The 24415-nt window shown below is 32.4% G+C and carries 19 protein-coding genes and 1 pseudogene; 16 read left to right on the forward strand and 4 right to left on the reverse strand.

What is annotated here, in order from left to right; translation table 11 throughout:
• Positions 1–142 precede the first annotated feature (142 nt).
• The 4 genes from FUA22_RS01820 to FUA22_RS01835 all read left to right on the forward strand — a co-directional run bounded on the left by FUA22_RS01820 (position 143) and on the right by FUA22_RS01835 (position 10357).
• Entirely contained in the window at positions 143–3337 is a 3195-nt protein-coding gene (locus tag FUA22_RS01820; protein WP_241664733.1) for a SusC/RagA family TonB-linked outer membrane protein, read from the forward strand.
• Positions 3338–3355: 18 nt separating this feature from the next.
• Complete coding sequence (locus FUA22_RS01825; protein ID WP_147766003.1) at positions 3356–5110, forward strand: RagB/SusD family nutrient uptake outer membrane protein; 1755 nt, start codon at positions 3356–3358, stop codon at positions 5108–5110.
• A gap of 156 nt (positions 5111–5266) precedes the next feature.
• Complete coding sequence (locus FUA22_RS01830; protein WP_147766005.1) at positions 5267–9442, forward strand: hybrid sensor histidine kinase/response regulator transcription factor; 4176 nt, start codon at positions 5267–5269, stop codon at positions 9440–9442.
• A 78-nt stretch (positions 9443–9520) separates the two neighbouring features.
• Entirely contained in the window at positions 9521–10357 is an 837-nt protein-coding gene (locus FUA22_RS01835) for a zinc-dependent peptidase (protein ID WP_241664734.1), read from the forward strand.
• 47 nt (positions 10358–10404) lie between these two features.
• On the opposite strand, the gene FUA22_RS01840 is transcribed toward FUA22_RS01835, so the two are convergent.
• A complete protein-coding gene (locus tag FUA22_RS01840; protein ID WP_206667075.1) occupies positions 10405–10953 on the reverse strand; it encodes a CHRD domain-containing protein in 549 nt (182 codons plus the stop codon).
• A gap of 234 nt (positions 10954–11187) precedes the next feature.
• Here FUA22_RS01840 and FUA22_RS01845 point away from each other — a divergent pair, with 234 nt between their 5' ends.
• Positions 11188–11607 carry a CBS domain-containing protein gene (locus tag FUA22_RS01845; RefSeq protein WP_147766007.1) on the forward strand — a complete coding sequence of 140 codons (420 nt, stop codon included), beginning with the start codon at positions 11188–11190 and terminating at the stop codon, positions 11605–11607.
• 52 nt (positions 11608–11659) lie between these two features.
• Positions 11660–12079 (forward strand): CBS domain-containing protein, encoded by a 420-nt coding sequence (locus FUA22_RS01850; RefSeq protein WP_147766009.1) that lies wholly within the window; start codon positions 11660–11662, stop codon positions 12077–12079.
• On the opposite strand, the gene rpe is transcribed toward FUA22_RS01850, so the two are convergent.
• Both rpe and FUA22_RS01860 read right to left on the reverse strand, forming a co-directional pair.
• Positions 12076–12738, reverse strand: coding sequence for a ribulose-phosphate 3-epimerase (rpe, locus tag FUA22_RS01855; RefSeq protein WP_147766011.1), 663 nt, complete (start codon positions 12736–12738; stop codon positions 12076–12078). The two genes, FUA22_RS01850 and rpe, sit on opposite strands and share 4 nt — an antisense overlap.
• Positions 12739–12876: 138 nt before the next feature.
• Entirely contained in the window at positions 12877–13740 is an 864-nt protein-coding gene (locus FUA22_RS01860) for a sigma-70 family RNA polymerase sigma factor (protein WP_019387909.1), read from the reverse strand.
• 432 nt (positions 13741–14172) lie between these two features.
• On the opposite strand from FUA22_RS01860, the gene FUA22_RS01865 reads away from it, so the two are divergent.
• From FUA22_RS01865 to FUA22_RS18560, 6 genes and pseudogenes are all read left to right on the forward strand, one after another.
• Complete coding sequence (locus tag FUA22_RS01865; protein WP_170309821.1) at positions 14173–18102, forward strand: hybrid sensor histidine kinase/response regulator transcription factor; 3930 nt, start codon at positions 14173–14175, stop codon at positions 18100–18102.
• Between the two features lie 183 nt (positions 18103–18285).
• Positions 18286–18759 carry a lipocalin-like domain-containing protein gene (locus tag FUA22_RS01870; protein ID WP_147766015.1) on the forward strand — a complete coding sequence of 158 codons (474 nt, stop codon included), beginning with the start codon at positions 18286–18288 and terminating at the stop codon, positions 18757–18759.
• 12 nt (positions 18760–18771) lie between these two features.
• A complete protein-coding gene (locus FUA22_RS01875) occupies positions 18772–19311 on the forward strand; it encodes a hypothetical protein (RefSeq protein WP_147766018.1) in 540 nt (179 codons plus the stop codon).
• A gap of 67 nt (positions 19312–19378) precedes the next feature.
• The gene (locus FUA22_RS01880) at positions 19379–19909 is read left to right on the forward strand and encodes a YybH family protein (protein ID WP_147766020.1); all 531 of its coding nucleotides are present in this window, start codon (positions 19379–19381) and stop codon (positions 19907–19909) included.
• Between the two features lie 236 nt (positions 19910–20145).
• A complete protein-coding gene (locus FUA22_RS01885; RefSeq protein WP_147766022.1) occupies positions 20146–20430 on the forward strand; it encodes a hypothetical protein in 285 nt (94 codons plus the stop codon).
• A gap of 28 nt (positions 20431–20458) precedes the next feature.
• Positions 20459–20638, forward strand: a pseudogene (locus FUA22_RS18560) (nuclear transport factor 2 family protein); the annotation flags it as partial.
• 97 nt (positions 20639–20735) lie between these two features.
• On the opposite strand, the gene FUA22_RS01895 reads toward FUA22_RS18560, so the two are convergent.
• The gene (locus FUA22_RS01895; RefSeq protein WP_147766024.1) at positions 20736–21734 is read right to left on the reverse strand and encodes a hypothetical protein; all 999 of its coding nucleotides are present in this window, start codon (positions 21732–21734) and stop codon (positions 20736–20738) included.
• A 127-nt stretch (positions 21735–21861) separates the two neighbouring features.
• Between FUA22_RS01895 and FUA22_RS01900 the strand changes: the two genes are divergently transcribed.
• The 4 genes from FUA22_RS01900 (at position 21862) to FUA22_RS01910 (ending at position 24403) form a co-directional block, all read left to right on the forward strand.
• Positions 21862–22143 carry a hypothetical protein gene (locus FUA22_RS01900; RefSeq protein ID WP_147766026.1) on the forward strand — a complete coding sequence of 94 codons (282 nt, stop codon included), beginning with the start codon at positions 21862–21864 and terminating at the stop codon, positions 22141–22143.
• Positions 22144–22153: 10 nt separating this feature from the next.
• A complete protein-coding gene (locus tag FUA22_RS18375) occupies positions 22154–22312 on the forward strand; it encodes a hypothetical protein (protein ID WP_170309822.1) in 159 nt (52 codons plus the stop codon).
• A gap of 135 nt (positions 22313–22447) precedes the next feature.
• Positions 22448–23593 carry a helix-turn-helix domain-containing protein gene (locus FUA22_RS01905; protein ID WP_147766028.1) on the forward strand — a complete coding sequence of 382 codons (1146 nt, stop codon included), beginning with the start codon at positions 22448–22450 and terminating at the stop codon, positions 23591–23593.
• A 300-nt stretch (positions 23594–23893) separates the two neighbouring features.
• Positions 23894–24403, forward strand: coding sequence for a DUF6134 family protein (locus tag FUA22_RS01910; RefSeq protein WP_147766030.1), 510 nt, complete (start codon positions 23894–23896; stop codon positions 24401–24403).
• Positions 24404–24415 lie beyond the last annotated feature (12 nt).

Below are 24415 nucleotides of genomic sequence, written 5' to 3' on the forward strand. Positions count from 1 at the left end.
GATTTGACATTATTTTCCTTTTAGTTGAGATTTTATTACCCGTTAAGCATTCTACTATAATGTAATTTGCAGTGCTAAACTAGTGTAGTAACAATAATTACTACAAAAATTATTTAACTAATTTATTAACTAAACTAAAGTTATGAGTAAAAACTATTTTACTAAACTCCTGCTTAACAGATTTAAGATAGGAGGTAAAAAAAAGGCACTCTTGGGGTTCTTTTTTTTCAGTGCTTTATTAATGCAAGCACAAACAATTAAGGTAACCGGTGTGGTTACCGATGAAACAAATATGCCTTTAATAGGGGCTAATGTCCTGGTTAAAGGTACTTCTAATGGGGCTGTTACTGATTTTGATGGAAACTATGCTATTTCAGTTAACCAAGGTGAAGTATTAATATTTTCTTCATTAGGATTTCAAACTAAAGAGGTTACTGTTGGTGCTAATAGTACTATTAATGTTCAATTGGCCGAGGATGCTCAGGCTCTTGATGAAGTAGTACTTATTGGATATGGTTCCAGAAAAAAATCAGATGTAGTTACTGCCGTTAGTACCGTAGATAATGACTTTTTGCAAGCACAACCTTCTGCTGATGCAACAAGGGCATTACAGGGAAGTGCATCTGGTGTAACCGTTGTGGCTTCTGCTAGACCTGGAGGGAATTCACAAATAAGAATTCGTGGTTTGGGTAGTATTAATGGTAATAATCCATTATTTATTGTTGATGGAGTTACTGGAGGTGCTGTTCCACCACCAGATCAAATTGAATCTATGCAGGTTTTGAAAGATGCTTCATCTACAGCTATTTATGGTTCTAGAGGAGCAAGTGGTGTAATTTTAATTACTACTAAATCTGGTAGAAAAAATCAGGCTGCGAAGTTTGAGTTTAATGTACGAACCGGTATGGGTAAAAGTAATGCTAAATATGATTTAGTAACAGATCCAAATTTAATTGGGCAAATGCTTTGGTTAGAAATGACTAATGATGGAATAACACCAACTCATGCGCATTTTCAGTTTGATCCAAATGATATAATGGCTACAAGAGTAAATGATTATTTATTCCCTAATGGAGCATCAATAGGTGACCCTTCTGCAGATCCATCGTTGTATGAAGAAAGAAACTATCCAATTACGTTGACAAATCAGAAAGGAACCGACTGGATGGATGAAGTGTTAAGATCAGCGCTTTTGCAAGATTATAGTTTGTCTGTTTCTGGAGGGTCAGAAAAAACCACTTACTCTTTCAATGCTAGTTTTTTCGACGAGGAAGGTGTATTTAAACACAATTCTTTTAATAGATATGCATTCAGATCAAATGTTGAATCTGAAATAACCAATTGGTTAACAGTTGGGCAAAGACTTGGAGCTACATTTACAGAAAGTAAAGGAAATGTACCTGGTTTTAATAGTTTTGTTGAAACAAGTCCTTTAATCCCCATTTATGATGTTGCTGGAAATTATGCAGGTGGGGTTGTTGGTGGAAATTTAAATGATGGGGCAAATCCTTTAGGGACAGCTTATAGACAACGAAAAGATTTAAGAAAAAATCTAAATTTAGTTGGGAACTTTCACGTTGAAATTACACCAATAGAAAATTTAAAGGTTAAGTCTTTATTTGGATATAATATGAATTGGTTTAGCAATCATGATCCAAGATTTGGCGATCCTGAAAACACCAATGGTTCTGCGGTAAACACATTAGCTGAGACAAGAACTAATAATTTAACATGGAACTTCTCTAATACTATTAGTTATTCTAAAACATTATCTGATCGTCATGATATTGATGTTTTAATTGGTATGGAGTCTACAAAATTTAATTTTGATCAAGTGAATGCTGGAAGAGCTGGATTTATTTCTACAAATGACGATTTTTACTTTTTAAGTTCTGGAGCCGAAGCAGTAACTAACGGATCAGATGCTGCAACATGGTCTTTGTTTTCATTGTTTTCTAGAGCATTTTATTCTTATGATGGTAAATATATGCTAGAAGGTACAGTACGTCGTGATGGTTCATCAAGGTTTGGTGCCAATAACCGTTATGGTTATTTTCCTGCTGCATCGGTAGGATGGATAATTTCAAAAGAGAATTTTATGGATAGTACCAGTGGTTGGTTAAATCAGTTAAAGTTTAGAGCTGGTTGGGGGCAATCAGGTAATGATCAGATAGGAAACTATAATGGTTTCACAACCTTTGGTTCTGGCCTAGGTAATTCTTACTATGGTATAGGTGGAGGTGATAACACTATTTCATTGGGTTATCAATCAACAGGATTTGGAAACCCCGATGCTAAATGGGAAACTACAGAGTCACTCAATTTTGGTATTGATGCAACCTTGTTTGGAGGGTTAGATTTAAGTGTTGATATGTGGAATAAAACTACTAGAGACATGCTTTTCCCATCAACAGTACCTGCAGTAGAGGGTCAGGCATCTGAGCCTTTTGAAAATATTGGAACCATGGAAAATAAAGGATTTGATATAGAACTTAATTATAGAAAAACTGTAAATGAAGATTTAAGCTATAGTATTGGTTTAAATGTTTCTACATATAAAAATGATGTTACTAAACTAGCTGGAGGAGAGGGAGATGTAAAAATAGGACGAAGTGAGCGTGGACAAACTTATACACGAGCTGTTGTAGGAAGGGCTTTCCCTGAATTCTTTGGTTATATAGCGGATGGCATTTTTCAAACACAAGCTGAAGCAGATGCACACCCAGCTAATGGCAATTATAACGAACCAGGGAATTTAATAATAAGAGATGTAGATGGTGATGGTGAGATTACTGCTGCAGACCGTACCTGGATTGGAAATCCACATCCAGATTTTACAGCTGGTTTAAATTTAGGGATTGAATACAAGAATTTTGATTTAACTTCTATTTGGTATGCTAGTGTTGGGAACGATGTAGTGAATTATTTGAATCGTTTTACAAGAGATGGTTTATTTCAAGGACCAAAATCTGCAGATCGTTTATACCGCTCTTGGGGAAGTCCTTATTTAGATAATAACGCTGATGCCATTTTACCAAAAGCTTCTAGTACTACTAGTTTTGAGCAGAATACAAATACTAATCATATTGAAGATGGGTCTTTTTTACGTATGAAGTCCCTTCAATTAGGATACAATGTTCCTGATAATGTTTTAGATAGATTTGGATTGTCAAGTATGCGTTTATATGTGATGGGAACTAACCTAATTACATTGTTTGACACTTATTCTGGATTAGATGTAGAGGTGACTCCAGAAAATGAGATAGATAGAGGTTTTGACGAAGGTACCTGGCCAACACCAAAGCAATTTATTTTTGGTGTTAACATTGGTATATAAATAATAAAAAAATAGAACATGAAAAAAATAAATTTTAAAATCAGTCTGTTAGCCATCGTGCTAATAGTATTTAGTTCTTGTAAAGAGGAATTTTTGGAAGAATTTCCAAAAGGTCTAGTTACTGGTGAAACACTAGCTGATGAAGCTGGAGCAAATTTGCTTCTAATAGGAGCTTATTCATTAATTGATGGAGTATCTCAAGGAGGTCCTGGAGGAGCAGGTGAGGCCTCGGCAACCAATTGGGTTTGGGGAGACGTTCCTTCAGATGACATGCATCGTGGAGATCAAACTGGGGGTTGGAGTGCCATTAACCTAATAGAACGTTATGAAGTAGATCCAACTAACCCTTGGGTAGAAGGCTTATGGAAAGCCAATTTTGATGGTGTAGCTAGGGCCAATGATGTACTTAGAGTAATTAGAAATGCAGGAGAAGACATTCCTGTAGATAAAGCAAATCAAATTGAAGCAGAAGCAAGATGGTTACGTGCTTGGTATCACTTTCAACTGCGTTCAAAAATTGAAAAGGTTCCTTTTATTACTGAAGACGTAATTGGAAGAGAAGTTCCTAATGATAGAGAAATTTGGGATGATATTGAAGCCGATTTACAATGGGGTATTGATAATAATATGGATGAAGTACCATCTGATGTTGGGCGTGCATCTCGTTGGGCTGCTAAAGCTTTAAAAGCTCGAGTGCACTTATTTCAACAAGAATATTCTCAAGCTAAACCTTTATTGGATGATATTATTAATAATGGTCCCTTTACTTTGATGGATCACTTTTATGATAATCATGATGAAGAAAAACAGAACAATGCAGAGAGTATTTTTGAAGTACAATATACGGTGAATGATGGTGCTGGCGGAGGCTGGAATGCGGGAGCAGACCATAGAACTTTATTCCCTAGAGGAGCTGATATAGGCTTATGTTGTGCTTATAGTGCACCTAGTTTTGACCTTTTTAATGCTTTCAAGGTAGATGCAAACGGATTGCCATTTTTGGATACGTTTCAAAATAATTTGTTAACTGAGGATTATGGACTTTTGGATGTAGATCCATTTACACCAACTGATGAGCTTTTAGATCCAAGAGTTGATTGGACAATAGCAAGAAGAGGAATACCATTTTTCGATTGGGGACCAATGAGTGGAGGAGATTGGATGCTGGATCAAGCAGGTATGGGGCCTTTCCTTAATAAAAAGATTATGTTTTACAAGCGTAACTTTAGAGATATTTCCATTGCAACGCCTACATGGTCTGCCGGAATGAATGGTAATAATTGGAGGTTGTTTAGATTGAGTCATGTAATGTTATGGCGTGCCGAGGTTGCTGTTGAGGAAAATGACCTTCCAACCGCAATGAATTTGGTCAATCAAATCCGCCTTAGAGCTCAGGATGATATTGTGATGGGTAAAATTAGTAATACAACATTTGGGGCAGGAGACCCTATTGTTATTGACGAAAATGCACCAGCAGCCAATTATATGTTGGGTTTATATACCTCGTTTCCAGATCAAGACTATGCTAGAAAAGCGGTACGTCATGAGACACGCTTGGAATTTGCATTAGAAGGTATGCGCTTTCAGGATTTAGTTAGATGGGGCATTGATGGAACTACAATTAATAGTTATTTGAATTCAGAATTAGCGAATGGTCGTTTAAATTGGATACAAGGAGCTACTTATACGGCAGGTCAAGATGATCATTGGCCAATTCCTCAAACCCAGTTGGATTTGCAACCAGGAATTTTAACACAAGACCCGAATTATTAGTCTTTAAATTATAGCTTTTAGAATATTTTTAGTTCATGAAGTTAGTTTTAGTTGAAAAAGCGGCTCTATAGTTTGGAGCCGCTTTATTCTTTTAGGTAAATTTGATAAATTCTTATTTTGATTCGAGTATTATATTTATATATCACATTTTTCTTTTTGTCAAGTATATCGATTTTTGGGCAGGCTCCAGAATTGAAGTTTGAACATTTTGTTGATGAAAAAGGGCTAGCACAAAATTCTATTATGAATGTGCTTCAAGATTTAGATGGATTCTTGTGGATTGGTACTCCCAATGGTCTATATAAATATGATGGAAATCAATATAAGGTTTATAGACACCAAACAAATGATTCACTATCCATATCAAATAATTCTATTTACGAGTTAGAATTAGATATTCATGGTAATATTTTAATTGGAACTGGAAGTGGATTATGCAAGTTTGATAGGTTAAAGGAAACATTTTCAACCTTTCCAGGTGACTTAAAAAATGGTCGGATAAGTGCTATTTATCCTGAAAAGGATGGTGGTCTTTGGGTTGGAACATTACACTCGGGGTTGTATCATTTGAAGGCAGATGATTCATACGGAAATGATCCAGAACATTATACACACCAACTTAGTAAATCTACAAGTATAGATAGTGATAAGGTTCAATCAATTACTAAAGACCATGAAGGAAACCTTTGGGTAGGTACTTTTACTGGTCTTAATAAAATGTATGAGACCAAGTCAGGAAATGGTTTTCTACAAATAGAAGAAGTTAATGAGGAGATAAAATCTTTATTCGTAGATGAAAGAGGTGAACTTTGGATTGGTTTAAGAGGGGCTAGATTATTTAGGATAATGGATCCTGCTAATTTTAAGACAGGAAATTCTAAGGGAATAAAAAAATATGCTTTCAATAATGATGTTGGTAATGATATAAGTGAAATTAGCGGATTGATTGCTATTAATAAGGCTCTTGGAGATAATCTATGGTTGGGAATTCATGGTTATGGCTTGTGTTGGTTTAATCCAGAAACGGAAGAATTCAAGCTGTATATTCCCAACGTATTAAACCCAGAAAGTATAAGTAGTAATAATGTAGAAACCATACTTGTAGATCGTACCAATGTTCTTTGGGTAGGAACAGAAGAAGGAGGGCTTAATAAATGTGATTTAGAAAAAAAGAATATTCTTTTCTTTGGCAAAAACGGCCTTACCAAAAACTCCCTAAGTGATCCTTCAGTAAATGCTATTATTAGTGATACTGAAAATTCAATTATGGTAGCCACACAAAACGGACTCAATAAAATTGTGTTTGATGATGGAAGTTATGAGAACCCATCCTATAAACACTTATATGTTGATGAAAAATTGGCCAAATCTGATTTTGGAATTAAACAACCAGTTTATTCAATTATAAAAGATAAAGATGATGATTATTGGTTAGGATGTTCTGCGGGAATTGTTCATATGAAGGCAGACGATGCAGAAAAGAAATTCTCGTTCACTGCTACAGGTCTAAATATGAATGAAGTTTTTTCTGTATTAGAGGATAGTAATGGTGTTCTGTGGTTCGGTTCTATGTTAGATGGTTTAGTGAAGTGGAAAAAGAAGTTATTACCAAATAGTAATCAATTTGACTTTTCTAACGCAGTTCATTATTTACCAAACCCAAATGATAAATATAGTATTAATGCAAAGGAGATTACGTGCATTTATGAAGATAGGAAGGGAAATGTATGGGTAGGAACTCAACGAGGAGGGATAAATTTGGTGGTTCCGGGCAAAAAAGGAGAGCCTGATCGTTTTGTAAGTTATCAACATAATCCAGAAGACTCAAATAGTTTAAGTCATAATTCGGTTTATTCAATTCATGAAGATGCTTTAGGGAATTTTTGGATAGGAACTTTTGGGGGTGGCTTAAATAAAATGACCTTTCCTTTGGTTGGTGACGCAGCTCCCACATTTAAACATTATACAGAGCATGAGGGTTTAGCAGATAATGCTGTTTATGGTATTTTGGAAGATGGCACAGGAAAACTGTGGATAAGTACAGACCACGGAATATCATATTTTGATCCTAAAAAAGAAGTTTTTAAAAACTTAAGGAAAGATGATGGCCTTCAAAGTAATAACTTTAGAATGAATGCCTATTTTAAAAACAAGAATGGCTACTTACTTTTTGGAGGATTAAGAGGGCTTAATATTTTTCACCCAAGCAACTTAAAAGAAAATACTATTCCTCCAGAAGTTAAGATTACTAGCTTAAAGATTAAAAATGAAGAAATAAAAGTAGGGCAAGAATATAATGGTAGGGTTATTTTAAACAAATCTCTTTCTCATATTAATGAAAGTGTAAACTTGAAGCATCATGAAAATACTCTAACTTTTGAGTTTGCCGCTTTGCATTATGCCGTTCCTGAGAAGAATAATTTTAGGTTTAAATTAGAAGGGTTTGATAAGGAATGGGAGAGTCGTAAAAACATATCTTTTGCTCACTATACTAATTTATCACCGGGTAATTATGTGTTTAAAGTTCAAGCTTCAAATAATGATGGTTTTTGGACAGACGAAGATGCTATACTTGAGTTAAAAATAAACCCTCCTTTTTGGTTGACAAATTGGGCGTACCTTCTATACACTCTATTATTCTTAGCCTTTGTTTGGAGTATCAATTCATATAGCAATATGAAGTCTCAGCAAAAGGCTTCTTTAAAATTACAAAAGGAAATTGAAGAAGTAAATAGATTAAAACTTCAGTTTTTTACCAATATATCTCATGAGTTAAAAACTCCCATTACTTTAATATTGAATCCTTTAGAGGAAGTACTGGAGTCTGTTAGCAATAACATCGATTTAAAATCTAGTTTAAAAATAATTCAGCGAAATGCTAATTCATTATTAAGACTTGTAAACCAGTTAATGGAGTTTAGAAAGATTGAAGTTGGAGAAACTCAATTAAGAGCCACAAAATCTAACTTAATAAATTTTGTTAGAGAAATTACGTTTTCGTTTCGTGCTTCTGCTAAGAAAAAAAGAGTGGAAATTTCTTTTGAAAGTCAGTTGTATGATGCAAGTATTTGGTTTGATTGGGATAAACTTGAAAAGATTTTAAATAATCTTATTTATAATGCTATAAAGTTCACGACGTCTGAAGGAGAAATCACAGTAAGAGTCAAAAAACCAAAACACAGTAAAATTGACATTGTTGGTAGAGAATTATCTGTTGAATACATACAAATTGAAATAGAAGATAACGGTATAGGCATTCATAAAGATAAATTGCCCTATATTTTTCAACGTTTTTATCAAGTAAATCAAACCTCAAAAAAGAATTCCGATAGGGGGTCAGGTATCGGATTAGCCATCACAAAAGATTTGGTAGATCTGCATCACGGCAGTATTGAGGTGGATTCTGAAGAAAATAAGGGCACCTGTTTTACTATTAAACTACCATTAGGAAATGAACATCTTTTATCAGATGAAATGGTTGAAATTTCTAGTTCTGAACCATTGTCTGAAGAGGAAATGGATGAGAGTTTTGATGCTAATGATGAGCAAGGATATAAAAAAGATGAAGATAGGTATACCATTTTAGTAGTTGATGATAATGATGATATTAGAACCATTGTTAAAAATGGATTGGTAAAAAAATATCATGTTCTTGAAGCTATTCATGGTAAGGAGGCGCTTAACGTTGCCCTAAAAGAAATGCCAGATTTAATTATTACCGATGTTTTGATGCCAGAAATGGACGGTATTGAGTTTTGTACTGAGTTAAGAAATAATTTAAGAACCAGTCATATTCCAATTATTATGTTAACTGCTTTAAACTCTGTTGAGCATAGAATAAAAGGTGTTGAATCTGGAGCAGATGTCTATATTCCAAAACCTTTTAATATGAAACTATTAGAGGTTAGAACAGATAAACTTATTGAATCCAGAGAAATAATAAGAAAAAGATTTCAGACTGAAAAGGAGCTTACTCCAGAGGAAATTACGCTTAATTCATTGGATGAAGGATTTTTAAATAAGATTATGAGCTTAATGGAGGAAAATATGGCAGATGAATCTTATTGGATTGATGAATTGGCGGCAGATATGAATACCAGTCGGTCAACATTCTTCAGAAAATTAAAAAAGTTAACAGGACAAACTCCAAATGAATTTATAAGACTTGTTAGGCTAAAAAGGGCTGCTCAATTGTTAGAACAGAATAAGCTTAATATTGCGCAAGTGAGCTATATGGTTGGGTTTAATGACCCAAATTACTTTGGAAAATGCTTCAAAAAGTTTTTTGGAGAATCTCCCTCAAGTTTTATTAAGAAAACTACAGTATCATAAAATAGTTAACTCAACTTATATAGGTATGGTGTAATTTTACTTACGTAAATTCGTTGTAAATTATACAAAAAGAGTTTAGTGCTGGAGAAACATGATCTTGGTAGTAACGTAATTTTAGCAATCTTATTTGCTGTTTTACTATTTATGGTATTACGGTATGCCTTTAAACTTATTGAAATGGCATATGTAATAAAGCATAGAAAACCACTTTACACACATTTCTGTCTTTTCAAAAAAAAGCTAAGTCAATCTCAAAAATCTATTTTAAGACAAGGTTTACCGTTTTATAATAAATTAGACTTAAAGCACAAATCTTCTTTTGAACATAGGGTAGCTTCGTTTATAAAAGATAAAGATTTCTTGGGGCGGGATGGTGTTAAAGTTACTGAAGAAATGAAAGTTCTAATTTCTGCTTCCGCCGTTATGTTAACGTTTGGATTTAGAGATTTTTACATAGGGTTAATTTCAAAAATTGTTATTTATCCTAGTGAGTTTTATTCTAAAATTAATGATGCTTACCACAAAGGAGAATTCAATCCTAAATTTAAGGCTCTGGTATTATCTTGGGAAGATTTTAAAAAAGGTTATGAAGATGGAACTGATAACATAAATCTTGCTATTCATGAATTCACCCATGCTATTCATTTAAATAGTATGAAGGAACGTGATGTTAGTTCAACTATTTTTAGTGATTCTTTTGAAGAACTGTCTAAAATGCTTGCTGATAATGAATCTTTAAGAAAAGAACTGATGACTTCAGACTATTTTAGAAACTATGCGTTTACTAATAGGTTTGAATTTTTGGCTGTGGCTATTGAAAATTTTATTGAAACCCCTCAGGAGTTCAAAATACAATTCCCTGATATATATAAAATGGTAAAGCAAATGCTAAACTATAATTTTGCAGGGTATTAAAAAATGCCGATGTATAATTATCGGCATTTTTTGTGAAGTATAAATTATTAAAGTTGTCCTCTCAACTCTCCTGGTGGAAAAGTGTCTGTATGGACATTAATATAAATGTTGCCAGCTCTAATGTCTTGTATTAGCAAGGGTAGTCTATTTTCACCATCTTCACTAAAACTTGCTGAAGTTATATAACCTTCGTTTAATATGCCATTAAACTTACCTTCTTTTTTTGGGCCAAGAAATAAGCCAATAATGACACCCCCATTAGAACCAGCAGGCGCTTTATGAAAGTGAGCCGCCCTTACATCTTTAATATTGGCAACCATAACTTTAAAGTATATCATGCTTTCATCTTTACTAATTTTTACTATGGCTTCACCAGTTGCTCTGGTCTCTCTGGCGGGAACCTCATTTTTTCCAGATAAATGGGTAGTAAAATTATATTTACTTTCAGTCACTTTTTTAGAACTGGTTTTGGCATTTAAAGGGGCTTCAAGTAAATTGTTTTCTAGGTCAGTTTGCTCAGTTGAACATCTTGCTAGTGATAGGCAGAATATTGCACATAGCAATATTCGCATCGAAATTGTGATTTGTGTTTTCATAGCATTCCATTTTTTAAATTAAAAAACTTGTGTTTTCCTAACAGAAGAAGTTAATGGGCTAGAATTTTGGAGGTTAGTCTAAATATACGAATAAAATTTATTAAAAATTTAAAAACTGATAGTATTCGCCAATATTTTCTATTAAAGCGATAATAGCATAAAGTATGATTAATGTCATAATATTTTAAAGCTTGGTTTAATATTTTTAAGGTAGTTAACTAAAAATTAGATGTCATGATACGAAAAGCACCGATTTCAATGATAATGACGGAAAATGTCATCACATTAAAGAAAACAGACGATTTAAAAAAAGCCGAAAAGTTGTTTAAACATTATCATATAAGACACATTCCTGTTGTTGAGGAAAATGCTGTAATAGGTATGTTAAGCTATACTGATTTAAAGCGTTTAAGTTTCGTAGACATTACTAATGAGTTTGATAGTGATGCGGATGCCATGGTATATAATATGTTGACAATAAATCAAGTAATGAAGAAAAAAGTGGCAAGCGTTTCTCCGTCTAATTCTATTAAAGAAGTGGCTGAAATTTTAGCAACCAAGGAGTTTCACGCATTACCAGTGCTAGAGAACAATAAACTAGTGGGTATAGTAACTACTACAGATTTAATAAAGTATCTTTTAAAGCAGTTCTAAAAACCTGATTATATACAGTACCATTTATTAGAAATATTCAAATTCTAGAGATATGAGACATCATGTTCCAGTTTCAAGTATAATGACCAAAAATGTAATTGCATTGACGCGTTCTGATGACTTAGAAAGAGCCGAATTACTTTTTAAAAGGTACAAGATTAAGCATATTCCTGTAGTATCTGGTGAGACTATAATAGGAATTTTAAGTTATACAGATTTAATGCGAATAAGTTATGCTGAATTAGCGGATGAAGACGGTAATTCGGTTGACTCTGTAGTTTATAACATGTTTGACATTGAACAGGTTATGGTAAAAGATGTTGTAACCGTAAATAGTAGAACTTCAATCAAGGAAGTAGCAAAGATTTTAGCAGATAGAGAATTTCATGCACTACCAGTTGTTGATGATAATACACTTGTGGGTATTGTTACCACAACCGATTTATTAAATTATTTTATAAAACAGATTTAAGAGTTGGCTAGAGCTCTTAGGTCTTTAATTGTTGCTGTTTGGTTTTCGCTTTTGAAAATATAACTTCCTGCTACAAATGTATCAGCGCCAGCTTCAACAAGTGCTTTAATGTTTTTATTAGTAACACCTCCGTCTATTTCAATGCGCGTATTTAAACCTCTTTCGTCAACCATTTTACGAAGTTTTTTTACACGATTATAAGTGATGTCTTCAAATTTTTGTCCTCCAAAACCTGGGTTGATAGACATTAATAAAACCATAAAACATTTAGGTAGTATATCTTCCAATACAGAAACCGGAGTAGTCAAATTTAGAACAACACCAGCTTTACAACCAGCATTCTCTATTTGAGTTAAAGTTCTGTGTAAATGAACCGTAGATTCATAGTGAACGGTAATGATATTTGCTCCAACTTTAACAAACTCTTCAATATAACGTTCTGGCTTTTCAATCATTAAATGAACATCAAGAGGCTTAGTAGCATGCTTTTTTATTGCTTGTATAACGGGCATTCCGTAGGATATATTTGGAACAAAATGTCCATCCATTACATCAATGTGAAACCAATCGGCATCACTGTTATTTACCATTTCTACATCACGCTGTAGGTTGCCAAAATCTGCTGCTAAAATTGAAGGTGCAATTAACTTAGAGTTCATTCTTAAAGAGTAGTTTTATTTGGCAAAAATAGTATAAAAAAGTGAACCTCCGGTAATCAGCCGGAGGTTCTTTCATCAATCAAAAAACGAACAGTTATGTGTAACTGTTGTTGCCGTAATTTAGGAGTAATTTGATAATTATCCTAAATAAGTTTTTAATATTTTACTTCTAGACGTATGTTTTAATCTACGAATAGCTTTTTCTTTAATTTGTCTTACACGCTCACGAGTTAAATCGAAAGTCTCACCTATTTCCTCTAAAGTCATTGGGTGCTGGTTTCCTAAACCAAAATACAAACGAATTACATCTGCTTCACGAGGTGTTAAAGTCTCTAAAGCACGCTCTATTTCTGTACGTAAAGACTCATGTAATAATTCTTTGTCAGGATTTGGAGACTCACCACTATTTAATACATCGTACAAGTTAGAATCTTCACCTTCTACTAAAGGTGCATCCATACTTACATGACGACCAGAGTTTTTCATAGACTCTTTAACATCGTTAATAGTCATGTCTAACTCTTTGGCAATTTCTTCAGCACTTGGTGGGCGCTCATGACTTTGCTCTAAAAAGGCGAAAGTCTTGTTAATCTTATTAATAGAACCAATCTTGTTTAACGGTAAACGTACAATTCTAGATTGTTCTGCTAACGCCTGTAAAATAGACTGACGAATCCACCAAACAGCATAAGAGATAAATTTAAATCCACGAGTTTCATCAAAACGTTGAGCCGCTTTAATTAACCCTAAATTACCTTCATTAATTAAATCTGGTAAAGTAAGTCCTTGGTTTTGGTATTGTTTTGCTACCGATACCACGAAACGTAAATTAGCTTTTGTCAACTTTTCTAAAGCTATTTGATCACCAGCTTTAATACGTTGTGCTAACTCCACTTCCTCATCGGCCGTAATTAAATCAACCTTACCAATTTCTTGTAAATATTTGTCTAACGACGCAGTTTCTCTATTGGTAACCTGCTTCGTAATTTTAAGTTGTCTCATCTAAAAATCTCCTATGTTAAATATGAATATTTTGGGCATTCAGTAGTTATACGTTTATATGTCGATAAATGTTACAAAAAGTTTCATTTTATTTTTCTCTTGTATCAATTAGACGCAAAAAACTCGGTAAAGTCACATTATTATTGAGTTTTCTTAACATATGTTAAGAAAAACACAGGTTTTTAAGTTTTCTATTATCTATTTCATTTATTAAGACAGAAATTAGCATACTTTATTTCCAATGCTATATTACTTAGCAGAAAATTATTATTTTTAAGAATCTTATAATTTGTAAATTGGATTATAAGATTCTTTTAAAGCATGAGATTAATTCCAAAGACAACAATAAAACGCCTAATTTTCTCGTGCCTTTGTGTTTGTTTTTTTTTAGCTTCAGCTCAAACCAAAAATCCTAGAATAAAATATTTATCCATGAAGGATGGAATGTCTCAAGTATCGGTTAATGATATGATGCTTGATAGTAGCGGCTTTGTTTGGATAGGAACAGCCGACGGTTTAGATAGGTTTGATGGAAATATGTTTAAACAGTACAAACATAATCCTGGTGATTCCACATCAATTTCGGGAAATTATATAACAAAAATTGTTGAAGGAATTAATGGTGAAATTTGGGTTGGTACCAGAGGTAATGGACTAAATTTGTTTGACCCTATTAAAGATTCCTTTAAAAAGGTGAGTATTAATTCAAGTGCCAAAAATGAAATAATCACCGGAATTATAGTTGAAACAGATGGTGATGTTTTGGTTTCTACCGTCAATGATGGACTGGTTTTACTAAGCAATAATGAGAAAAGTTTTGATAAGGAACTTTTTTTGTCAAATCTTTCAATCACCAATATTTTCAAAGACAGAAAGGGTGTTACTTGGGTAGGTACTTTAAATGGTCAAGTTTATGGGTTTACTGAAGATTTTAATAAACCCAAAATGAGGTTAAAGGTAGAAGGGAATGTGCAATCCTTTTTTAGAGCCTATAACCATTTGTTTATCGGGACTTATGACGGTTTCTTTTCGTATAATTTCGATACTACTGAAATAAAAACTATTGAACTTGAAGCCTCTGGAAATTTTAAAACCATGCATGTGGTTGATTTCTTAAAAGAGGATGATACGCATATTTGGGTAGCTACAGGTAGAGGGCTTTATTTATATGATTATTTAAATTTTAAGGTTGAAAATAAAATTGAGTACCTAGAGAAAATAGGAACTGGATTAAGTAATAATACAGTTCAATCTTTACTAAGAGTCTCTCCTAGTTTGTTGTATGTGGGTACTGCTAATGAACTCAATTGTTTAGAGTTTAATGCTTCCGGGTTTAATAATATTTCCAAAAACAAAAAGGGAGAAAATATTCTTAATGACAATGTTATATTTTCAATTTATAAGGACAAGGATTTATGGGTTGGAACATCAGATGGCGGATTAAACTTGATAACAAAACACAAAACCTATTATTACATTGATAATCAAAATAACCCATACACCATAGCGGGTTCTGTTGTTAGAGCTATAGTTCATGATAAAGAAAATCAGCGCATGTGGTTTGCAACAACCAGAGGACTTAGTTTGTTAAACTTAGACAACTTTAATCCCGATAATCCTGTTTTCAAGAATTTTTATTACAATCCAACGAACGATAATTCTATAAATTCAAACTTTTTGAAGGACTTAGAATTAGATAGTGAAAATAATCTTTGGGGTGCTACGCACGAACATGGTATTTTCAAATTGGTTTATAATAATGATAATAATTATACGTTTACCCGATTTACTTCAGAAGAAGGAAATAAGAATTCTTTAGTGCACAATGAAACTAATTGTATAGAGATTGATAATCAAGATGTTATTTGGGTAGGAACTCAAAATGGGATTTCTAAAATTAATCTCAGCAACGGTGACAATAATAGCATTCGTTTCGAAAACTATGTGCAGAATAATAGGACAACCTCTACGCTACCTCATAAATCTATAAATGATATTTTAATAGATAAAAGTAATCAAGTTTGGATTGGAACAAGAAATGGATTAAGCCTGTTAAATGATGATGGGAGTTTTATGTCTTGGACTGCGCAAAAGCAGTTTCCTAATGCTTTAATATATAGTATTCAAGATGATTTATATGGAAATTTGTGGTTAGGAACTAATGATGGATTGGTTAGGTTTGATTCAGGCAACAATCAGTTTTTTCATTACAGTACATTGGATAATATACAAGGTCGAGAATTTGATTCACACGCAAGGTACAGAGATCAACTGGGTAACGTATATCTTGGAGGTGTTGATGGTGTTACTTATTTTAACCCCAATCAATTAAAGCTTTTAGATACTCCAAAGACTTTATATTTTTCGCAATTACAAATAAAAGATGAAGTTATTAGTCCCAGATCAAATATTCTTGATAAGGCTATTGAGAAAACAGCGGAAATTGAATTTAATCATGACCAGTTTCCATTTTATTTAAAATTCTCAACAACTGATTTTCGTTTTGATAAAAATGCCCAATATGCATATAGATTATTACCACTGGATGATGGTTGGAATTTCTTAAATGATACCGAAATACAATTTTTAAGTTTACCTGTTGGTGATTATAAGCTTGAGGTTAATGGGTTTTCAAGAGGCGAAGAATGGAATGAGTTACCATTGTCTATTAATATAAAGGTTAACCCACCATGGTGGTTAACAACCGTCACAATTATTGGTTATGTAGTCTTGTTAGCTTTATTAGCATATTGGTTTTATAGATTTCAAATTTCTAGAAAACTAGCCTTAGCTGAAAGTGAAAGACTTAAAGAAATAGACCAATTAAAAAATTCATTATATACAAATATTACGCATGAGTTTAGAACGCCTATAACAGTTATTTTAGGCATGATTGACACTTTGGAAACCAAACTTGGTAAATCTTCAAAAACTTTAGAAAAGCCAATTCATCTTATCAAAAACAATAGCGAAAGTTTATTAAAAATGGTAAATGATATGTTGGATTTAACGAAGCTTGAAAGTGCCGAAATGAAACTGAATATGACTCAATCAGATATAATCAGTTTTACAAAGTATCTTTTTGAAAGCTATCAGTCTTTGGCTAATGAGAAACGCATTAAATATACTTTTTATTCTGAGATTGATTACTTGTTAATGGATTTTGATAATGAAAAATTGGCTACTGTTATCACAAACCTATTAATTAACGCTATTAAATTCACGCCCTCCGATGGAGAAATTATCTGTCACTTAAAAACTAACGAAGGCAGTCAATTATTTTTAAAAATAGTAGATTCCGGTGTTGGAATTCCGAAGGAAGATTTATCTAGTATTTTCGAGAAATTCTATCAATCTAAAAAGGCTTCTTCGCCAGATTCTAGAGGAACTGGTATTGGGCTTGCGCTTACCAAAGAGCTTGTTGAGCTTATGAAAGGGGAGATAGAAGTTTCAAGTAAAGAGGAGCAAGGTAGTGAGTTTGTAATAACACTGCCTATTACAAATACCTCCAAAGTTGTAGAGAATGCTAATGATTCTGATAAAACTAAAGCCATAAAAAGTAGTGGTAAACAGAAGATTAAAAATGCCCCTGTTTTAAAGATTGCAGAAAAATCGACTATTGCATTAATAATAGAAGATAATAAAGATGTAGCCTATTATTTGCAGAGTTGTTTAGAAGATAAATATCAAGTCATACATGCAGCCGATGGAGAAGAAGGAATAAAGACCGCGTTTAAGTATATACCGGATATCATTATAAGTGACGTAATGATGCCCAAAATGAATGGGTTTGAGGTCTGTAAGCATTTAAAAACAGAAATGGTCACTAATCATATCCCTATTATTTTACTAACTGCAAAAGCTTCGGATGAGTCTAAAGTTGAAGGATTGAAATATGGGGCTGATGCTTACCTAATTAAACCTTTTAATAAGGAAGAATTATTTGCTAGAATTAATCAGTTGGTGAGTCTTCGTAAAAAGATGATTGAAAAATTTGGTAAAGAAGATTTTAAAGAATTTATTGAAAGGAAAGATGAAAACCCAGACGCTATCTTCATTAAAAAAGTAATTCAAGCAGTTACCGAAGCTATAGATGATTCCGAATTCGGAGCAACTCAGTTAGCATCAAAATTACATTTAAGTGAATCTCAGGTTTACAGAAAAATTAAAGCAATTACTAATAGATCTACTGCGGTTTTTATAAGATCTGTTAGATTAAATAAAGCAAAACTTCTTTTACAAACTAGTAATAAAACCATTTCTCAAGTGGCTTATGAAGTTGGTTTTAATGATCCCTCTTGGTTTAGTAGAGTATTTAAAGATGAATTTGGTCACTCTCCTAGTAATCTTCCTAAACCTTAATTATTCCAAGCTTTATGTGCAGGAATAATGAAGCACTTTCATCATAATTGCATTAATACTCCTAGGCTTTGACGGAATAGTTAAAGTCATTTCATACTATCACATCTACATTTGTGGTATAGTATTTCTTCTCTCTTCCTAATTATTAGTAATAAGCAATTTTATTAACCTAATAGGTGTAATATGAAAACACAATATTTATCTGCTAAGCTATTATTGATATTTCTGGTTTTTAATTTAGGTTGCTCCAAAAGTGATGATGGGGCTGATAGTCAAACCACTTTAGAGCAACAGTTTATAGGTACATGGAAACCGTTGAAGTTTGTGATAGTATGTTCTGATGGAGGAAACGAAATTGAAAACTATTCTGCTTGTGAACAAACAGGAAGATTAACCATTAGTTCTAATGGTACTTGGTCTGAAACTTATTTTTATGAGTATGTTGATAACATGTGTGAAGAAGATGGAGTTGATAGTGGAACGTGGAAAATAGTGAATGGCAAATTAATAATTAAAGAAAGTGAATTTGGAGAGGCAGAAGTTACCTTTTTTGAAATCTCAGAAAGTACTTTAAAAGTTGGGCAATATGATGATGATTTTTCTTGTGGTATTGACAATGTATCGTCACATTATTATACAGAGTATGTTAAAATTTAGACCTGTTTTATAATGAAAAATTTAAGAAGTTTATTAATTGTGATTTTGTTGGCGTTGTTTCTCATAAAAGTTAATGCTCAGGAAGGCTTTAGTTTAGGTGTGAATATTGGTCCAGTAACTGGAGATTCTAGTGATTATTTTTCCTATACACTTCTGGGCGATTTTTATTATTTATGGAGTGTCTCAGATTCGTTTGATCTCGGAGCTGCTACGGGAGTATTGGTGTTTTTAGGAGAGGGTAATAATTCAGATGGGTCAAATGGTTTGTTTAGTTCAATTCCAGATGTATTTATACCCATAGCAATAGCATCTAGAGCTAACCTAGCAGAGTCATTCTACATGGGATTGGATATTGGATATGCCTTAAACGCCAATGGTTTTGGTGATAGTGATGGTGGTTTAATAAGTGATGACTATGGAGGTTTTTACTTCAAACCATTAGTTGCTTATAAGATAAAGGAAAAGTTGGCTTTAGTTCTTGCATATTCCTCTATTAGTGAAAAGAATTATAACTCCTCATCTATTAGTTTGGGGCTAAATTTCGGGTTTTAGATAACGCAATTGATAAAAATATCTAATCATTTTAAAAACAAATTTTAACCATTTAATAACAACAATTATGAAAACAAAACAAATTTTAGCCCTCTTACTTTTTAGTCTAACATTCTTCTTAATTAGCTGCAAAGAAAAACCGCAAGAAATAGCTGAGGTTGTCAAAGAAGAAGTAAAAAAAGTAGATTTAATTAATGATGAATTTCCACAAGCGAAAGAAGAAGTAATGAAGACTTTTGGTGACATAGCACAAAGCATTTTAGATGGCGATATAGATAAGTTAATTTCATTTCATGCTTATGGGCCAAAATTTACAGAATTCAACGCAGGAGCGCCGCGTGTGGGAAGTAAAGAAAATGAAGCACACGAACGTAAAGTATTTGGCTCAGTGACAGAAGTTTTAAAGTTTGATGCCAAAGATTTAAAAGTGGCCGTTTATGGAGACGTTGCTAATGTGACGTTTCATTCAGATTTTCATTTAAAATTTGGAGAAGATTTAGTGATTGTAAATGACCAAATCACGTTGCTTTTTGTAAAAACAGATGATGGCTGGAAACTGGTGCATGAACATCATTCTCCATTAAATAAAGAAAATTAGTTAAAAATATTATTATGAAAATATACTGTAACAATTTTTTTTGGATGATTGCAGCCTTTCTGTTTATTTCTATACCAACAGTCCATTCACAAAAAAAAGATAAAAAAACAAAGGTTTTTAAAGTACGTGTAGAGCTTAGAAATGGATAGAAACATAAGGGTTTACTGCATTCTGTTAATGAATCATCAATTAATATCACCCCGGAAAAGCAATACTCAGTTCAGGAAGAAAGTATATTGACTTTAAACGCCAACAACATTTCTACAATATTTATTAAAAGAAAAGGAAGAGTTTGGAGAAGTGCTTTGACTGGAATGACAATTTCTGCAGCTGCAGGGGCAATTATAAATGAGGCTGATAATAGCTGGTTAGATACAGGCTCAGTTGTAGTAGGGTTTGGAGTAGCAGGAGGAGCAATTGGAGCCTTAATAGGAACAGGAAGCATGAAATTTGAAATACATGGTAATAAGGACACGCTTAAAAACTTAGGTCTAGAAGCCTATGCCATTTTTAAAAGGTAAGAGGGTGGTGTAGTTTAATACAAACGATTTAAATGTTGCTGTTTATGGTGATGTTGCTAATGTTACGTTTCATTCAGATTTTCATTTAAAATTTGGGGAGGATTTAGTTATTGTAAATGACCAAATAACTTTGCTTTTTGTGAAAACAGATAGTGGTTGGAAACTGGTACACGAGCACCATTCGCCATTAAATAAAGAAAATAGTTAACCCTAACTTATATAGTTAATCTGTATAGTTATTTGAAGTGAACCCAATTGAATATTCAATTGGGTTCTTAAAAAAGTAAATTTTTTAAAATGTGGTTTTATAAAAAGGTCATTTTATAATCCATGTTAATACGTTCTTTGGCAATAGAAATTTTTTTATGAATTGTTTTAAAGAAAAGCGTTCTATCACGTTCTCCGGAAGTAGCAAGTAGTTTTGAGTTTGACATTTGTTTATTTAGGAAATCGTTCATCATTTCACATGTGTCTTGATGTTCAATTTTAAAATAACTCAATACTGTAAAAGGTGAATAGAATACTTTCTTATGAGGTGTTCTTACCATAACTGTGTTAGTTAGCATATGCAAGTCGCATTTGTAAAGGTGGAAGAATGTGTTATTATTTGGAGAGCCAATACTTTGTTCAATGGTTTGTTTCTCGGTCTGATTAATGACCTCATGCACGTCATCACAAATCTTTAGGGCAATATCTTTTGAAACTAAACCAGCTTCAAAATAATATAGGATTTGCTGTAATGTTCCCGTAACAGTGTTGTCATTCCATAGCTCACTAATATTGACATTCTTATACACGCTACCTAGAGCAAATGCACTTTCTAAAAGAGAATCAGGAATGGTTTTTGACCAATCATCAAAAGAAATTTGACTTTTGGCCATTTCTAGATCTAAGTCTTTAAGCCACACATACATTTTATAGCGAGCTAAGTGATTGTCTGTGAGCGTGTGAAATAGAGAAATGTCTTTTCCGGACCAAACAATTTCAGCAGACTTAAGTTTTGTTAAAGGTAAAACGTTTTGTAAAGACACTTTGAAATACATTTCCAAGGCTTTTTCGTTTTTTGGCTGTGGAGGTAATTCAGTAACAATACTATTAGAGCTGCCAACTTCAAATAGTTTGTTTAGAGAAATTTTGTAATGCCTTGCTAGTGCTACGCTTTCCTCTAAAGAAAGGTTTGTTTTTAAATTAATACGCCTGTAAGCGGCATCATAACCAATGTCTAAGACATCAGCAATTTCGTCAACGAAAGACGTGTTGTTTTGAGATTTCTCCTTAAGGTATTTGATGAATTGTTCTTGCATTTTTTGAAAATATACAAGTAGGAAAGTAATCTGGTTTGTGAAAATTAAGAAAAATATATTATTATTTCTACATTTTGGTCAAATGGTTTTCAATTATTGCAATGTAAGTTTGTGTAATAGTAATTAAATGATGAAAAATCACAAGCAAAATATTAACACTCCTATTATTCTCTTTTGGTCTTTACCAAGTATTTCTATGCTAGAGACTTATAAAGAGAAATGTAGCCAACTCAACCAAGCCATAAATAGAGTTAAGGCTGTTGAAATAGTTACTGTTAAAGATGTCATTTTGAAACTTACAGAAGTTGGTCTAGAATCCGGTAGATATTTTGGAGTGGAAAATATGAAAGGACAGATAAGTAAGATATTATTAAATGTTAATGAAATTAAGAAGATAACCCTATTATAAAGTCAGAGCCATGAAATCAAAATCGAAATCAAATGTTTATCCAAGCATCTTTTCAAAGATGATAGATAGCTACATGTGTAGTGTAGTTGTAAAAAAGGATTTTAAAGAGTCTATTAAAAATTTAACTTCAACGGAAGGCGTTAAAAAAGCAAATTATAAACTAGCTTAAAACAGTTTAATTCAATAATTTATATAAATCATTTTTAGCAAATAATTGTTTGTTTTTTTAATTCAGAGTCCTTTTTCATTATATTAGTGAAAAGATGCTAAGAATCTTACATTATTATAATGTTTAAAGAGCTTTATGAATTTTGGTTCGATTATAAATTTTCTTCTTATAGCTGGGGTTGTTCAAGGTTTTGGATTTAATCTGGTAACCATTTTTATTAGAAAAAAATTTAATAAAACGATTCTTTTTCTTAATCTAATTATTCTTTTTATTTCGTTAAATAATCTTCAACGTTGGCTTATAGAGAAAAACCACATTTTAGATTTATTTATAATTCAGCAATTATATATACCATGGTATCTGTTTATTTTGCCAATGTTTTATGCCTTTACGACTCATTTTTTAAAAGTTGAAAAAAAGGTTCGTGGTTTTATAAAATTGTCTGTCATTATTTTTATTACAGAATTGATTATACGCTTATGTTTAATTTCTTATGTATATTATGAAGTTCCGGAGAACAACCCTCAAATAATTAAAACTTACACGCTTGTTGAGGATGTTTTCAATTTGATTTATTCGATATTTTTACTTTTAAATGCTTGTGTCATTATTTTTAGAAGGCATCGGTTAACAGAATATATTTTGTCGTTTGATGATTTAAACTGGATAAAGTGGTTTATTAAATTGGGTTCAATTGTTCTTTTTTTATGGGCTGTCGCTTTAACTGTGAATATATTGACAGGAAATGATGACGCTTATATATTTCTTAGATTAGGTATGTCAATCCTACTTTATTGGTTGGGCTATCAAGGGTTTTATAGATATAACGTAGTACAGGATAGAATTTTGTTAAGGAGCACTATTGAAACCAACCAGGTATTAATTGGTTCGGGTGAAATTATTAATAATTCTAGTAAAGAGGATGGTTTTTTCAATGAAAAGCATCAAAGTGATTTTGAAAAAATAAGAAACCACATTGTGAATAATAAACTGTATTTAGATCCACTTTTAAGTATGGAAATTTTAGCTTCAGATATGGGTGTGAGCAAGAGTTATTTTTCTAAACTCATCAATTCCTATAGCAACTTTAATTTTTCAGATTTTATTAATTCTTTTCGAGTAGAACAGGCTAAAAAGTTTTTGTCGAATGATGATTTTAGTGAGTATACTATAGTTGCCATTGGACTAGAATGTGGTTTTAATTCTAAATCTACCTTTTATTCGGCATTTAAAAAATTTACTTCCGAAACGCCAACTTCCTTTCGGGCAAATTTCAATTGATTTTTGTCCTAGATTATCGTTGGACATCCTAATTCTTTCTTCCTAGACCTTCTAGGATATCTATGTTGAGTTATGCTAATAATTTTATGATTGTTATTAATCGTTAAACTTTTAGTCATGATACCTATGTTGATTATCTACATTTTTAAAAGGTCTAGTTTCGGTAGGCTCATTATTGAAAAAGCCAATGGTTATAGATCAATTGTTGTTCGAGGATTAAGTCTTCTCCTTATTCTTTTGGTAACCAATGTAAGTGCAAGTAATTTTTATAGAACTTCTCAAACAATTACTTTCAAAATAGTGAAAAATAATAAACCTATTGGTTCTGTAACTATTTATAAGCAAGAAGTTGAAAATTCTATTATTTACACTTTGGAGAGCAAAATTGATACCCAATTTATAATCAAGTTTGATATTGAAGCAAGGGAAAAATCTGTTTATAAGGAAGGAGCCTTAGTTTATTCATCTATTTTTCGAAAATTAAATGATAAAGTAAAAATAAATCAGTCTTTATCATTTCATAATGGACAATATATTTTTGAAAATATGGGTAAAGAAGAAGCACTTAGCTTCAATACAATTCATAGAAATTTAGTCACGCTGTTTTTTAACGAACCCGTCAGTGTTCAAAAAATATACTCAGACAAGTTCAAAAAAATGGTTTCTGTTACGCCTTTGAGTAAAGGTAAATATAAGATTGTTTTTCCCGAAAATAATAATAGCATATATCATTATAAAAATGGAAAATGCACAATGATTGAAGTTAAAGGACCATTTTATAAAGTGAAGCTTATACCTGAGATTAAATGAGCTACAAGAAAG

Origin of the sequence: Seonamhaeicola maritimus (genome assembly GCF_008056315.1) — a bacterium.
GTDB classification, from domain to species: Bacteria; Bacteroidota; Bacteroidia; order Flavobacteriales; family Flavobacteriaceae; genus Seonamhaeicola; species Seonamhaeicola maritimus.

Coding starts and splice junctions, on each gene's coding strand:
- FUA22_RS01820 (WP_241664733.1), top strand. CDS start 143: ATGAGTAAAAACTATTTTACTAAACTCCTGCTTAACAGATTTAAGATA.
- FUA22_RS01825 (WP_147766003.1), top strand. CDS start 3,356: ATGAAAAAAATAAATTTTAAAATCAGTCTGTTAGCCATCGTGCTAATA.
- FUA22_RS01840 (WP_206667075.1), bottom strand. CDS start 10,953: ATGAAAACACAAATCACAATTTCGATGCGAATATTGCTATGTGCAATA.
- FUA22_RS01845 (WP_147766007.1), top strand. CDS start 11,188: ATGATACGAAAAGCACCGATTTCAATGATAATGACGGAAAATGTCATC.
- FUA22_RS01850 (WP_147766009.1), top strand. CDS start 11,660: ATGAGACATCATGTTCCAGTTTCAAGTATAATGACCAAAAATGTAATT.
- rpe (WP_147766011.1), bottom strand. CDS start 12,738: ATGAACTCTAAGTTAATTGCACCTTCAATTTTAGCAGCAGATTTTGGC.
- FUA22_RS01860 (WP_019387909.1), bottom strand. CDS start 13,740: ATGAGACAACTTAAAATTACGAAGCAGGTTACCAATAGAGAAACTGCG.
- FUA22_RS01865 (WP_170309821.1), top strand. CDS start 14,173: ATGAAGGATGGAATGTCTCAAGTATCGGTTAATGATATGATGCTTGAT.
- FUA22_RS01870 (WP_147766015.1), top strand. CDS start 18,286: ATGAAAACACAATATTTATCTGCTAAGCTATTATTGATATTTCTGGTT.
- FUA22_RS01875 (WP_147766018.1), top strand. CDS start 18,772: ATGAAAAATTTAAGAAGTTTATTAATTGTGATTTTGTTGGCGTTGTTT.
- FUA22_RS01880 (WP_147766020.1), top strand. CDS start 19,379: ATGAAAACAAAACAAATTTTAGCCCTCTTACTTTTTAGTCTAACATTC.
- FUA22_RS01895 (WP_147766024.1), bottom strand. CDS start 21,734: ATGCAAGAACAATTCATCAAATACCTTAAGGAGAAATCTCAAAACAAC.
- FUA22_RS01900 (WP_147766026.1), top strand. CDS start 21,862: ATGATGAAAAATCACAAGCAAAATATTAACACTCCTATTATTCTCTTT.
- FUA22_RS18375 (WP_170309822.1), top strand. CDS start 22,154: ATGAAATCAAAATCGAAATCAAATGTTTATCCAAGCATCTTTTCAAAG.
- FUA22_RS01905 (WP_147766028.1), top strand. CDS start 22,448: ATGAATTTTGGTTCGATTATAAATTTTCTTCTTATAGCTGGGGTTGTT.